Annotated in this window: 12 protein-coding genes; 2 read left to right on the plus strand and 10 right to left on the minus strand. The window is 55.3% G+C overall.

The genetic code is table 11. The features are described from left to right. Positions 1-28 precede the first annotated feature (28 nt). A complete protein-coding gene (gene serA, locus ACX3P5_RS15115) occupies positions 29-1,267 on the minus strand; it encodes a phosphoglycerate dehydrogenase (RefSeq protein ID WP_233987189.1) in 1,239 nt (412 codons plus the stop codon). A gap of 279 nt (positions 1,268-1,546) precedes the next feature. Next, positions 1,547-2,206 carry a ribose-5-phosphate isomerase RpiA gene (gene rpiA, locus ACX3P5_RS15120; RefSeq protein WP_233987188.1) on the minus strand — a complete coding sequence of 220 codons (660 nt, stop codon included), beginning with the start codon at positions 2,204-2,206 and terminating at the stop codon, positions 1,547-1,549. A gap of 181 nt (positions 2,207-2,387) precedes the next feature. Between rpiA and ACX3P5_RS15125 the strand changes: the two genes are divergently transcribed. Next, positions 2,388-3,293 carry a LysR family transcriptional regulator ArgP gene (locus ACX3P5_RS15125; RefSeq protein ID WP_009087111.1) on the plus strand — a complete coding sequence of 302 codons (906 nt, stop codon included), beginning with the start codon at positions 2,388-2,390 and terminating at the stop codon, positions 3,291-3,293. Between the two features lie 33 nt (positions 3,294-3,326). Here ACX3P5_RS15125 and ACX3P5_RS15130 read toward each other — a convergent pair whose 3' ends face one another. From ACX3P5_RS15130 to tkt, 7 genes are all read right to left on the minus strand, one after another. Continuing rightward, positions 3,327-4,049, minus strand: a complete 723-nt coding sequence (locus tag ACX3P5_RS15130; protein WP_233987187.1) for an oxidative stress defense protein — start codon at positions 4,047-4,049, stop codon at positions 3,327-3,329. Between the two features lie 144 nt (positions 4,050-4,193). Continuing rightward, positions 4,194-4,817 carry an arginine exporter ArgO gene (gene argO / locus ACX3P5_RS15135; protein WP_458968944.1) on the minus strand — a complete coding sequence of 208 codons (624 nt, stop codon included), beginning with the start codon at positions 4,815-4,817 and terminating at the stop codon, positions 4,194-4,196. A 125-nt stretch (positions 4,818-4,942) separates the two neighbouring features. Further along, entirely contained in the window at positions 4,943-5,836 is an 894-nt protein-coding gene (gene mscS / locus ACX3P5_RS15140) for a small-conductance mechanosensitive channel MscS (RefSeq protein WP_458968945.1), read from the minus strand. A 192-nt stretch (positions 5,837-6,028) separates the two neighbouring features. After that, the gene (fbaA, locus tag ACX3P5_RS15145; RefSeq protein ID WP_233987184.1) at positions 6,029-7,108 is read right to left on the minus strand and encodes a class II fructose-bisphosphate aldolase; all 1,080 of its coding nucleotides are present in this window, start codon (positions 7,106-7,108) and stop codon (positions 6,029-6,031) included. 105 nt (positions 7,109-7,213) lie between these two features. Then, positions 7,214-8,377: a phosphoglycerate kinase gene (gene pgk, locus ACX3P5_RS15150; RefSeq protein ID WP_233987183.1), complete on the minus strand. Its 1,164-nt coding sequence runs from the start codon at positions 8,375-8,377 to the stop codon at positions 7,214-7,216. Between the two features lie 51 nt (positions 8,378-8,428). Continuing rightward, on the minus strand, positions 8,429-9,448 hold the full coding sequence (epd, locus tag ACX3P5_RS15155; protein WP_094120683.1) for an erythrose-4-phosphate dehydrogenase: 1,020 nt from the start codon (positions 9,446-9,448) through the stop codon (positions 8,429-8,431). A 309-nt stretch (positions 9,449-9,757) separates the two neighbouring features. Next, positions 9,758-11,752, minus strand: coding sequence for a transketolase (gene tkt, locus ACX3P5_RS15160; RefSeq protein ID WP_233987182.1), 1,995 nt, complete (start codon positions 11,750-11,752; stop codon positions 9,758-9,760). Positions 11,753-12,023: 271 nt separating this feature from the next. Between tkt and loiP the strand changes: the two genes are divergently transcribed. Beyond that, complete coding sequence (loiP, locus tag ACX3P5_RS15165; protein WP_233987181.1) at positions 12,024-12,779, plus strand: metalloprotease LoiP; 756 nt, start codon at positions 12,024-12,026, stop codon at positions 12,777-12,779. Between the two features lie 55 nt (positions 12,780-12,834). Here the strand turns inward: loiP and ACX3P5_RS15170 are convergent, their stop codons facing one another. After that, positions 12,835-13,257 (minus strand): YidB family protein, encoded by a 423-nt coding sequence (locus tag ACX3P5_RS15170; protein ID WP_458968946.1) that lies wholly within the window; start codon positions 13,255-13,257, stop codon positions 12,835-12,837. Positions 13,258-13,440: the final 183 nt, after the last annotated feature.

A 13,440-nucleotide genomic window follows, 5' to 3' on the forward strand; every position in this document is an offset into this window, starting at 1 on the left:
ACAGCGCGCCTCTTGCTGTTTCTGACGCTTAGTAAAGCAGACGAGCGCGAATGGTGCCGGGAATCGCCTTCATCAGCTGTAACGCTTTATCAGCCAGCTCTGGCTCAGCATCGATATCGATGACCACATAGCCCATAAACGGCGACGTCTGCAGATACTGAGCGGCAATGTTGATGCCCTGCTCGGCAAAAATCTGGTTGATAGCGGTCAGGACGCCTGGGCGGTTTTCATGGATGTGCAGCAGACGGCTGGCGCTGGCGCCGTGCATCGGCAGTGACACTTCCGGGAAGTTAACCGCTGACAGCGTGGAGCCGTTATCGGAATATTTCGCCAGCTTACCAGCGACTTCGATGCCGATATTCTCCTGCGCTTCTTCGGTCGATCCGCCAATGTGCGGAGTCAGGATGACGTTATCAAATTCACTGAGCGGCGAGATGAAGGGATCGCTGTTAGTGGCAGGCTCGACCGGGAACACGTCGATAGCTGCGCCGCCAACCTGTTTGCTGGCCAGTGCGTCACACAGCGCCGGGATATCCACTACCGTGCCGCGCGAGGCGTTAATCAGCAGCGCGCCAGGCTTCATCTGTGCCAGCTGTTCAGCACCGATCATATCCTGGGTGGAGACCGTCTCCGGCACGTGCAGGCTGACCACATCGCTCATATTGAGCAGATCCGCCATATGGCGTACCTGGGTCGCGTTGCCCAGCGGCAGCTTGTTTTCGATATCGTAGAAAAAAACATGCATTCCCAGGCTTTCGGCCAGTACGCCGAGCTGCATACCGATATGACCATAACCGATGATGCCCAGCTTCTTGCCGCGCGCCTCAAACGAACCTTTGGCATTTTTGTTCCAGATACCACGATGGGCTTTGGCATTGGCTTCCGGGATACCGCGCAGCATCAGCAGCATCTCACCAATCACCAGTTCCGCTACCGAGCGGGTATTGGAGAACGGCGCGTTAAACACCGGAATCCCGCGGCTGGCTGCGGCCTGCAGGTCAACCTGGTTGGTGCCAATGCAGAAGCAGCCGACTGCGACCAGCTTTTCAGCGGCGGCAAATATCTCTTCAGTCAGTTGGGAGCGGGAACGGATACCAATAAAGTGCGCATCACGGATCGATGCTTTTAACGCGTCAGCGTCCAGCGCGCCCTTGTGGAATTCGATGTTGGTATAGCCTGCAGCCCGCAGGTTTTCCAGCGCGCTCTGATGGACACCTTCCACCAGCAGGAACTTAATCTTGTCTTTTTCCAGTGATACCTTTGCCATTTCCCGACCCTATTCAGAATTCAATGAGGACTGCCATAAGCCAGCCTTCTGTCAAAATATCAAAAAATACGCCTGCGGCAATACAAACGATTGCCTGTGCGACAGCACGGCAAGGCTTTGCAGCAGCACATTGCCGTACAAAATCGTGATGTCTGCGATGAAGGGAGAACGAACCCGCTGTGGATGACGCTAATGTGACATAAGTCACCAAATTTCACCCTGGCGAGAAAAGATGTTTTTCAGACAGAAACCCCCGGCGCCGCTTCGACGCCGGACAGATCATTTTTTGATGGTTTTCACCCCGTCAGGTCCGCCAATCAGCGCGATATCCGCGCCGCGTGCGGCGAACAGGCCAACGGTAACAACGCCTGGCAAAGCGTTGATCGCTTTTTCCAGTTCAATCGGGTCGAGAATACGCAGATTATGCACGTCGAGAATAATATTGCCGTTATCGGTGACCACGTTCTGCCGATATTCCGGTAAACCGCCGAGCCTGACCAGCTGACGCGCCACATAGCTGCGCGCCATCGGGATCACTTCGACCGGCAGCGGGAAACGACCCAGCACGTCCACCTCTTTTGAGGCGTCAGCGATACAGATAAAGGTTTCAGCCACCGCAGCGACGATTTTCTCACGCGTCAGCGCAGCCCCACCGCCTTTGATCATCTGCATCTGCGGGTTGATCTCATCAGCACCATCAACGTAAACCGACAGAACATCGATCTCGTTCAGATCGAACACCTGAATACCGAGGCTTTTCAGCTTTTGGGTTGAGGCGTCGGAGCTGGAGACCGCGCCCTCGATCTGATGCCTGACCGTCGCGAGCGCATCAATAAAATGGGAGGCGGTCGAGCCGGTGCCAACGCCGACAACCGTACCGGGCTTAACGTAATCGAGTGCAGCCCAACCTACGGCTTTTTTCAGTTCATCCTGGGTCATGGTATGTTTAAAACCTGTGCGACAACGAAGTGCGCGTAGTATAAAACAAGGCTTACTGAAAATGCTCGGGTGACAGGCGCGGATTTATCGCTTTGGAAGCCAGACCACAAAAACACGCGGTCACTTACCGGTGACACTTTTGTGGCATAGTAACGTCCACCCTGAAGGAGAGAGAATAACAATGAAACGCCCCGATTATCGTACGCTTCAGGCGCTGGATTCAGTGATTCGTGAACGCGGTTTTGAACGCGCCGCACAAAAATTATGCATCACGCAGTCGGCGGTTTCGCAGCGCATCAAGCAGCTGGAGAACCTGTTTGGTCAGCCGCTGCTGGTGCGTACCGTGCCGCCTCGCCCCACCGAGCAGGGTCAGAAGCTGCTGGCGCTGCTGCATCAGGTTGAGCTGCTGGAAGAGGAGTGGCTGGGCGATGAGAACAGCGGTACCACGCCGCTGCTGCTGTCACTGGCGGTCAACGCCGACAGTCTGGCGACCTGGCTGCTGCCCGCGCTGAAAGATGTGCTGGCCGACTCGCCGGTACGGCTCAATTTACAGGTAGAAGATGAAACCCGGACCCAGGAGCGTTTACGCCGCGGCGAAGTGGTGGGTGCAGTGAGTATTCAGCCGCAACCGCTGCCGAGTTGCCTGGTCGATCAACTGGGTGCGCTCGACTATCTGTTTGTCGCCTCCCGCGATTTTGCTGACCGTTTCTTCCCCAACGGCGTCACCCGTTCTGCCCTGCTGAAAGCGCCTGCCGTAGCCTTTGACCACCTGGATGATATGCACCAGGCGTTTCTGCAACAGAACTTCGATCTCTCGCCGGGCAGCGTGCCCTGCCACATCGTTAATTCATCGGAAGCCTTTGTGCAGATGGCTCGACAGGGTTCGACCTGCTGTATGATTCCGCATCTGCAGATTGAGCGTGAGCTGGCGAGCGGTGAGCTGATTGATTTGACGCCGGGCCTCTATCAGCGCCGGATGCTTTACTGGCATCGCTTTGCGCCGGAAAGCCGTCTGATGCGGCGGGTGACCGATGCGCTGATTGCGCATGGACATCGCGTGCTGCGTCAGGATGACGTTGCCGCGTAACCAGAGAAAACGGGGCTGAGGCCCCGTTTTGCATTATGGCGTATTCGGTTTGAGCTCAAACACCACATCGACCTGATCGTCAAAGTTGATGCTTTGCTGATCGTAGGTTTCCTGCGCCGAGGTATCGGCTGCCGCAGCGGCCTTATACATACGGTTCATCGGCATCGGCTGATAGTTAGCGACCTGATAGCGAATGCTGTAGATCGAGCCCAGCTGCGCATTAAAGCCGGCTGCCAGCTCTGACGCCTGCTGAGTGGCATTTTTGATTGCTGCTTTGCGGGCCTGTTGTTTATAACTTTCCGGGTTTGCCACGCCTAACTCAACGCTGCGTACTTCGTTCAGGCCGGATTTCAGCGCACCATCCAGCAGATCGTTGAGTTTATCCAGCTGACGCAGGGTAACCTGCACCTGACGCACCGCACGATAACCTTTCAGTACCGATTTACCCTCTTTGGTGTAATCGTATTCCGGCTGGGTGCTCAGGTTGGCCGCATCAATATCTTTCTTCTCGATGCCATTCTTTTGCAGGAAATCGAAATATTGTGCCACCCGGCTATCGGCCTGCTTTTTCGCATCAGCAGCATCTTTTGACGATACGTTTACCACGATAGATAAGGTGGCGATATCCGGACGGGCATCAACCGTTGCCTTGCCAGAGGTCACGACATGCGGCCCATTCGGCAACTCATCAGCTTGTACGCTGGGCAGTGCCCCGGCGCTCATTATGGCGGCCAGAGCCAATGCTTTCAGTTTCATGAAAGTCCTCCTTGAAAAGGTCAATATGACGGCTTCCAACAGGCGAAGCCCAAAAGCGCATCGGTATGCGCCATGCTTTGAGTGGTGATTATGGCAAAAGTTCGGCCTCAGCGCGGCAATAACCGTTGCCTGTTCGCGCTGAGTTTAAAAACCGGCCATGCCCTGACGCGCCAGCTGCAGGGCGATAAACCACATCACCGCGCCCACCAGCAGGTTAATAATGCGCTGTGCTCTGGCGGTTCGCAGCCGTGGCGACAGCCAGGCGGCCAGCAGTGCCAGGCCAAAAAACCACAGCACCGAGGCGCTGATGGTGCCCAGCGCAAACCATTGTCGGGCGGCATTGGTCGGCAACTGGCCGCCCAGGCTGCCGAGCACTACAAAGGTATCAAGATAGACGTGCGGGTTAAGCCAGGTCACCGCCAGCAGCGTCGCGATAATGCGTCCCCTGCTCTGCTTCAGCGGCTGGCTGTCGTCTGAATCGACGCTGTGGCTGAAGGCGCTACGCAGCGCGCCCCAGCCATACCAGAGCAGAAAGGCTACGCCCGCCCAGGTGATTATCATCAGCAGCAGTGGCGACTGGCTCAGTAAGGCGCTGCCGCCAAAGATCCCGCCACTGATCAGCAGAATATCGCTCAGGGCGCACAGCGAGGCGGTCATCAGATGATACTGCCGTTTTACGCCCTGATTCATCACGAACGCATTCTGCGGACCCAGCGGCAGGATCAGCGCAGCGCCAAGAGCAAGCCCTTGAAAGTAGAGAGATAACATCAGATAACTTTCCGAATAACTGAAGATGGGAAGGAGTATAAAGAGGCGATGAGATTAGCGGAAATGGAAAAAATTAATCAGCGATTAGCAAAATGAATGGGCGGCGAACGCCGCCCACTGACGGGTTACTGCGGCTGCGTCGGGCTTTGCAGCTGCGGCACCGTGGCGTCGGGTGACCGGACGCGATGCAGATGCACGTCCATCTGCGGATAAGGAATACCGATGCCTTTGCCATCCAGCGTCCGCTTGAAGTTCTTCAGCAGGTCCCAGTAGACGTTCTGCAGGTCACCGCTGTTGCTCCAGCAGCGCACCACAAAGTTCATTGATGACGCGGCCAGCTCGTTCAGACCGACCTGTACACCCAGGTCCTGCAGGACGCGGCTGTCTGCATCGACCACTTCACGTAACAGGGTCAGCACCTCGTCCACATCAGCTTCATACGAGACGCCAATAATGAACTCATTACGTCGAACCGGTTCACGGGAAAAGTTAACGATATTACCGGTAATAATCTTGCCGTTGGGTACCACAACACGTTTGCCGTCAGCGGACTTGAGTGTGGTTGAGAAGATCTGGACATTCATCACCGTTCCCATGATGCCGCCAAGATCGACAAATTCGCCAGCACGGAAATGGCGGAATATCACCAGCAGCACGCCCGCCGCCAGGTTAGAAAGAGAATCTTTTAACGCCAGACCCACGGCCAGACCTGCCGCACCCAGAATGGCAATCACTGACGTTGTCTGTACGCCAATGCGTCCTAACGCCGCAATAAGTGTGAAGGCGATGATGCCGTAACGAACCAGCGCAGAAAGGAAGTCAGCCACCGTGGTATCGATGTGTCGCGCCTGCAACACCCGATTTGCCGTGTTGGAGATAATGCGTGCAATCATCATCCCGACGATAATGATCGCAATGGCTGCGACGATATTGACCGCGTAGCTGATCAACAATTCCTGATTGCGAATTATCCAGTTGCCTGCATTGTTGAGTTCATCAATCATGCCCGTGTCTTGCATGTAACCACCCTGTAATAGTATCCCCAAGGGAAACGACAAAACATTGCCAGACTTTGTCTGACAATCCCTGACAAAAGGGTAAACAATAAATGGGCCAGTGCCAAACCTGGCGGCGGTTTGCTTCGCTTTTGCCAAAAAAAAGAGAAAAAAAAGGCCCTTTCGGGCCTTTTTTGTACGCTAACTCACCGGCTATTACAGCACGTCGACCGCGTTGAGCTCTTTAAACGCCTGCTCCAGACGGACCACCATAGAGGCCTGGGCTGAACGCAGCCAGACGCGTGGGTCATAGTATTTTTTGTTTGGCTTGTCAGCGCCTTCCGGGTTACCCAGCTGCGACTGCAGATAGCCTTCGTTCTTTTTGTAGTACTGCAGGATGCCGTCCCAGGTCGCCCATTGGGTATCGGTATCGATGTTCATCTTGATCACGCCGTAGCTGATAGACTCTTCGATTTCTGCAGCAGAAGAACCTGAACCACCGTGGAAAACGAAGTCCAGCGCGTTGTGCGGCAGACCATGTTTTTCACACACATATTTCTGCGAATCGCGCAGAATGGTTGGGGTCAGTTTAACGTTGCCTGGCTTGTAAACGCCGTGGACGTTACCGAATGACGCCGCAATGGTGAAGCGCGGGCTGATGGCATTCAGTTTTTCGTACGCGTAGTTCACATCTTCTGGCTGGGTGTAGAGAGCAGACGCGTCCATGTGGCTGTTGTCGACGCCATCTTCTTCACCACCGGTGCAGCCCAGTTCGATTTCCAGCGTCATGTCGATTTTCGCCATGCGCGCCAGGTACTTGCTGCTGATTTCGATGTTTTCTTCCAGTGACTCTTCAGACAGGTCAATCATGTGAGAAGAGAACAGTGGCTTACCGGTTTTCTTGAAATGCTCTTCGCCTGCGTCCAGCAGACCGTCGATCCACGGCAGCAGTTTCTTCGCGCAGTGGTCAGTGTGCAGGATAACCGGCACGCCGTACTGCTCAGCCATCAGATGCACATGGTGTGCGCCAGCGATAGCACCGAAAATGGCAGCGCCCTGTGGTTTTTCAGTCTTGAAGCCTTTACCGGCGATAAATGCGGCACCGCCGTTAGAGAACTGGATGATGATCGGCGCTTTAACTTTCGCCGCTGCTTCCAGTGCCGCATTGATAGAGTCGGAACCGACGCAGTTTACAGCTGGCAGTGCGAATTTGTTCTCTTTCGCAACTTTGAAGATCTTCTGTACGTCATCACCAGTGACAACGCCGGGTTTTACGAAATCAAAAATTTTAGACATGATTGTGTCCTGTTTCGTGACCGTTGATCCCCATTGGGGACCTCGATTTAAACGCCCTGACGGGCAAGACTTCAGGCGATGCCACCCGGCATCGCCCCCAAAGGATTACTGCTTCGCACGCTCTTCCAGCATGGCAACGGCAGGCAGTTTTTTGCCTTCCACGAACTCCAGGAATGCGCCGCCACCGGTCGAGATGTAGGAAATTTTATCTTCGATACCGAACAGATCTATGGCCGCTAAGGTGTCACCGCCGCCGGCAACAGAGAACGCTTCGCTGTCAGCAATGGCGTTTGCCACGATTTCGGTACCTTTACGGAAGTTCGGGAACTCAAAGACGCCAACCGGACCGTTCCACAGGATGGTTTTCGCATCCTTCAGAATGGCCGCCATCGCCTGAGCGGTTTCGTCACCGAAGTCCATAATCTCTTCGTTATCCGCTACTTCCGAAACCTTTTTCACGGTTGCCGGGGCAGTTTCAGAGAATTCCGTGCCAACGCGGGAATCGGTTGGAACCGGAATGCCATACTGGTCACGCAGGCCTTTCGCCGCTTCAACGAAGTCTGGCTCATACAGTGATTTGCCGACGTTGTTGTCGATCGCCACGAAGGTGTTGGCGATGCCGCCACCGACGATAACGGTGTCAGCAATTTTCACCAGCGACTGCAGCACGTCAAATTTGGTAGAGACTTTAGAACCGCCCACGACTGCGACCAGCGGACGCTCCGGGTTGCTCATCACTTTACCCAGCGCTTCCAGCTCTGCTGACAGCAGCGGACCGGCACAGGCGATAGGGGCAAATTTGCCGACGCCGTGGGTAGAAGCCTGCGCGCGGTGCGCGGTGCCGAATGCATCCATCACGAACACGTCGCACAGAGCAGCGTATTTTTTAGACAGCGCTTCGTCATCTTTCTTTTCGCCTTTGTTAAAGCGAACGTTTTCCAGCACCACCAGTTCGCCAGCGCCCACTTCAACGCCGTCGAGGTAATCTTTTGCCAGGGTCACATTGGTGCCGCTCAGCTTCTCTTTCAGGTAGTTAACTACCGGCAGCAGCGAGAACTCTTCGGTGTATTCACCTTCGGTCGGACGACCCAGGTGAGAGGTAACCATCACTTTCGCGCCCTGTTTCAACGCCGCTTCGATGGTAGGCAGTGAAGCACGGATACGTGCATCAGACGTCACTTTCCCTTCTTTCACTGGTACGTTGAGATCGGCGCGGATCAGAACGCGTTTGCCAGCAAGATCCAGATCGGTCATCTTAATTACAGACATGGTGAACCCTCTCGTTGATTCTCATAAGTTTTGCCGGGCGCAAACCGCGCCCTACCTGAAACCGCTTGCGGCCATCGCTAACGTCGTGTCGAGCATTCGGTTAGCAAAGCCCCATTCGTTGTCACACCAGACCAGCGTCTTGATCAGGTGTTGACCGCTGACCCGCGTCTGGGTGCCGTCCACAATGGCACTGTGCGGATCATGGTTAAAATCGACTGAGACTAACGGTAATTCTGTATAGTCAACTATACCACGAAATGCCCCTTCTGCCGCGCTTTGCAACAAGGCGTTAACTTCACACGCCTTCACTGGCTGACGTACAGAAACGCTGAGATCAATCGCCGTCACGTTAATCGTCGGCACGCGCACAGCAATCGCTTCAAAGCGATCGTTGAATTTCGGAAAAATACGGGTAATGCCGGCCGCCAGACGGGTATCCACCGGGATGATCGATTGGCTGGCCGCGCGGGTACGGCGCAGATCGCTGTGATAAGCGTCGATCACCTGCTGATCGTGCATCGCCGAGTGGATCGTGGTGACGGTGCCGGATTCAATGCCAAAGGCGTCATCCAGCAGTTTGATGACCGGAATAATGCAGTTGGTGGTACAGGAAGCGTTTGAAACGAGGCAATCGGTGGCTTTCAGCAACTGCTGGTTAACGCCATAGACGACGGTGGCGTCGAGATCGTTGCCACCAGGATGCGAGAACAGCACTTTCTTCGCGCCCGCCTGCAGATGCGCTTCGCCATCGGCGCGTGAGCCATAGACGCCCGTGCAATCCAGCACCACGTCGACATCGAGTTCGCGCCACGGCAGATCGGCAATCTCAGCCCGATGTAAAATGCGCAGCGTATCGCCCCCGACCCACATCACATCGCGCTCCTGACGCACGTCAAAGGCAAAACGGCCATGGCTGGTGTCATATTTCAGCAGATGCGCCATGCCGGTGGCTTCAGCCAGCTCATTAATGGCGACCACGCTGATCTCAGCCCGACGGCCGGTTTCATACAGCGCGCGCAATACGTTGCGTCCAATACGGCCAAACCCGTTTATTGCTACCCGTATGGTCATCTCTCTCCTGCCACGTCAGACGGAAAAAACGTGCCGTTAGCCTGAGCGCTTCGCTGTAGTTTGTACAGGAGAATCTTACCCGGCATTGTCTGAAACCGGGGTGATTTGCCCGGCAACTGAAACGGTTCAGCCACAATAATGGATGGAAGGAATAACAGGAATGATTGTGATCAATCGGACTGCTTATATTTGGATCTGCGTCACAAAACAGAGCAAAAGTGCATTATTACTACAGGAATAAAACAGCAAAAGGGACGCCTGACGCGTCCCTTTATTTAATCAGGCGGCTATCACCCCGCCTGACGGCGATTACGCCAGCAGCGCTTTTGCTTTGGCGACCACGTTGTCGACGGTGAAGCCGAACATTTCAAACAGCTGATCGGCCGGAGCAGATTCGCCGAAGCTGGTCATGCCGACGATAGCACCGTTCAGACCGGTATATTTGAACCAGTAATCGGCGATACCCGCTTCGATAGCCACGCGTGCGCTAACGGCTTTCGGCAGAACGGATTCACGGTAAGCATCACTCTGCTTGTCGAATGCATCAGTTGACGGCATAGAGACGACGCGAGCTTTACGGCCTTCGCTGGTGAGTTTATCCCAAGCGCCTACTGCCAGTTCAACTTCTGAACCGGTAGCGATCAGGATCACTTCAGGCGTACCGTCGCAATCTTTCAGCACGTAACCCCCGCGCGCCACGTCAGCCAGTTGCTCAGTGCTGCGTTCCTGCTGCGCCAGGTTCTGACGAGAGAAGATCAGCGCTGTCGGGCCATCTTTGCGCTCGATGGCATATTTCCACGCCACCGCCGATTCCACCTGGTCACACGGACGCCACAGGCTCATGTTCGGCGTGGTACGCAGGCTGGCCATCTGCTCGACCGGCTGATGCGTCGGGCCATCTTCACCCAGACCGATTGAGTCGTGGGTATAAACCATGATTTGACGGATCTTCATCAGTGCTGCCATACGCGCTGCGTTACGCGCATATTCAACGAACATCAGGAAGGTCGCGGTGTATGGCAGGAAACCACCGTGCAGTGCCAGACCGTTCGCAATCGCGGTCATACCAAATTCACGCACGCCGTAATGGATGTAGTTACCGGCGGCATCTTCATTGATTGGCTTAGAGCCAGACCAGATGGTCAGGTTGCTGGGAGCCAGATCGGCTGAGCCACCCAGATATTCTGGCAGAATTTTACCAAAGGCTTCGATGGCATTCTGTGACGCTTTACGGCTGGCGATTTTGGCCGGGTTAGCCTGCAGCTGCTCGATGAACTTCTGCGACTCCTGCTGCCAGTTAGCCGGCAGTTCGTTGCTGACGCGACGTTTGAACTCGGCTGCCAGCTCTGGATGCGCCTGCGCATAGGCTGCGAACTTCTTATCCCAGGCCGCTTCTTTCGCCTGGCCCGCTTCTTTCGCGTCCCACTCAGCGTAGATATCAGAAGGGATAACGAACGGTGCGTGTTCCCAGCCCAGCTGTTTGCGGGTCAGGGCCACTTCATCATCGCCCAGCGGTGCGCCGTGTGAATCATGGGTGCCCGCTTTGTTTGGTGAACCGAAACCGATAACGGTTTTGCACATCAGCAGCGACGGCTTATCGCTGACGCTTTTCGCTTCGTCGATCGCTTTGGCAATCGCATCAGCATCGTGACCATCAACGCCACGCACTACGTGCCAGCCGTAGGCTTCAAAGCGTTTTGCGGTGTCATCCGTAAACCAGCCATCAATGTGACCGTCGATGGAGATGCCGTTGTCATCATAAAACGCCACCAGTTTGCCCAGCTTGAGGGTACCGGCCAGCGAGCAGACTTCGTGTGAAATCCCTTCCATCATGCAACCGTCACCCATGAAGACATAGGTATTGTGGTCTACGATGTCATGGCCCGGACGGTTGAACTGCGCCGCCAGCGTACGCTCAGCAATGGCGAAACCGACCGCGTTCGCGATGCCCTGGCCCAGCGGGCCGGTGGTGGTTTCAACGCCTGCGGTGTAGCCATATTCCGGGTGACCTGGAGTTTTTGAGTGCAGCTGGCGGAAGTTTTCCAGTTCGCTCATCGGCAGATCGTAGCCGGTGAGGTGCAGCAGGCTGTAAATCAGCATTGAGCCGTGACCGTTGGAGAGCACGAAGCGGTCGCGGTCAGCCCACAGCGGGTTAGTTGGGTTGTGATTCAGGTAGCCGCGCCACAGTACTTCAGCGATGTCCGCCATGCCCATCGGGGCACCCGGATGTCCCGATTTAGCTTTCTGTACTGCATCCATACTTAACGCGCGAATGGCGTTGGCAAGCTCTTTACGAGAGGGCATTTTCTACTCCAGGTCGGATTAATGCTTCGCGCCTTAACTTATTGTTATTAATCAGTTATCGGGCAAAACAAGGAAAAAGTTGCAGATCAATGTACATGAAAATCATGGCAAAAGTACATGCCGTAAAACGCTAAATGTGCCCGCTTCGTCTGGCTTTTCCGGCGATGTCTGCTAGCAAAGTGCCGGATAGCGCGCTATAACCGAATCGTTTAAACATCTGGCGGTGTTTCAGGTGTTTGTTTTTCTTACCTTGTTATGAATGGGATATGGAATGAAAATCCAACAAACTGTGTTAGCTCTTGGGCTGGCAACGCTGCTGAGCGGCTGTCAGGGTTTAGACAATAATGCGTTGATGCAGTCGGGCGCGCAGGCCTATCAGGCCTATACCCTGAGCGATGATCAGGTGAAGCAGCTCAGCGATCAATCCTGTGAGCAGATGGATAAAGAGAACCAGATTGCACCTGCCAGCAGCGAATACCAGCAGCGTCTGAACAAGATCGCCGCCGCGCTGGGCGACAACATCAACGGCGTACCGGCCAATTACAAGGTGTACCAGACCAAAGATGTCAACGCCTGGGCGATGGCTAACGGCTGTATCCGTGTCTACAGCGGCCTGATGGATATGATGACGGACAATGAAGTGGAAGGCGTGCTGGGCCATGAGATGGGCCACGTCGCGTTAGGTCATACGCGCAAGGCGATGCAGCTGGCTTATGCCACTACCGCTGCCCGGACCGCAGCGGCGTCAGTGGGCGGCGTGATTGGATCGCTGTCGCAGTCGCAGCTGGGGGAAATGGGCGAAAAACTGGTCAACGCCCAGTTCTCGCAAACCCAGGAGACGCAGGCGGATGATTACTCCTACGATCTGATGAAGAAGCGCAACATCGACCCAATGGGGCTGGCGACCAGTTTTGAGAAGCTGGCAAAATTAGAACAGGGACGTCAGAGTTCGATGTTCGATTCGCATCCGGCTTCTGAGGCGCGCGCCCAGCATATCCGTGAGCGTATTGCGGCAGACGGCAAGTAAATCCGCCTCTGAGCGCGCATGCATCTGGCGTGCGCGCTCAGCCGTACGTCGTTCGCTAGCGCTTAAATATCTGATCCACCATCGAGCCTAAATCCAGCTTATTGTCATGCAGCGCCTGTTCATCCATTCGGCCCTGCGGCGACATTTTATCGATCAGCTGCGGCAACAGCGCCGCCAGCGTACCCGATGCCCCGTTCACATCGGTGCCGAGTTTGTCCGCCAGTGACTGCAGTTCATCCTGGCCAAAGGCAGACTGAATCTCACTGTGGCCTACCGGATGGTTATCGCCGGTGCCGATCCACGAACTGAAGATCTCGCCTAATCCGCCCTGCTGGAATTTATGCAGCAGCACCTCAATACCGCCCTGCTCCTGCACCCAGTGCCAGACTGCCTGCAACTGCCCCGGCGGATGCCCTTCACTCTGGTGGCCATCCAGCGCACCAGCCAGTTCATCAAGAAAGCCCATGATTATCTCCACTACGCCATTTTTACGCTGTAAGTTTAGTTGCAGATAGGGGTTCGCGCCTGACGGTTGCCCGTCGGGGCCAGAAGGGAATCAATCGGATCACGACAAAGAGAGGAACATCACTGCAGCGGCGTCTGCCCAACGGACAGGACGCCGTGTTCAGCACCTGCCGGATCAGCGCCGGCAGGCATCAGG

Source organism: Pantoea sp. S-LA4 (genome assembly GCF_054482835.1).

Excerpts from the sequence above, each read along its gene's own strand:
- serA (WP_233987189.1), bottom strand. The coding sequence starts at position 1,267 with ATGGCAAAGGTATCACTGGAAAAAGACAAGATTAAGTTCCTGCTGGTG.
- rpiA (WP_233987188.1), bottom strand. The coding sequence starts at position 2,206 with ATGACCCAGGATGAACTGAAAAAAGCCGTAGGTTGGGCTGCACTCGAT.
- ACX3P5_RS15125 (WP_009087111.1), top strand. The coding sequence starts at position 2,388 with ATGAAACGCCCCGATTATCGTACGCTTCAGGCGCTGGATTCAGTGATT.
- ACX3P5_RS15130 (WP_233987187.1), bottom strand. The coding sequence starts at position 4,049 with ATGAAACTGAAAGCATTGGCTCTGGCCGCCATAATGAGCGCCGGGGCA.
- argO (WP_458968944.1), bottom strand. The coding sequence starts at position 4,817 with ATGTTATCTCTCTACTTTCAAGGGCTTGCTCTTGGCGCTGCGCTGATC.
- mscS (WP_458968945.1), bottom strand. The coding sequence starts at position 5,836 with ATGCAAGACACGGGCATGATTGATGAACTCAACAATGCAGGCAACTGG.
- fbaA (WP_233987184.1), bottom strand. The coding sequence starts at position 7,108 with ATGTCTAAAATTTTTGATTTCGTAAAACCCGGCGTTGTCACTGGTGAT.
- pgk (WP_233987183.1), bottom strand. The coding sequence starts at position 8,377 with ATGTCTGTAATTAAGATGACCGATCTGGATCTTGCTGGCAAACGCGTT.
- epd (WP_094120683.1), bottom strand. The coding sequence starts at position 9,448 with ATGACCATACGGGTAGCAATAAACGGGTTTGGCCGTATTGGACGCAAC.
- tkt (WP_233987182.1), bottom strand. The coding sequence starts at position 11,752 with ATGCCCTCTCGTAAAGAGCTTGCCAACGCCATTCGCGCGTTAAGTATG.
- loiP (WP_233987181.1), top strand. The coding sequence starts at position 12,024 with ATGAAAATCCAACAAACTGTGTTAGCTCTTGGGCTGGCAACGCTGCTG.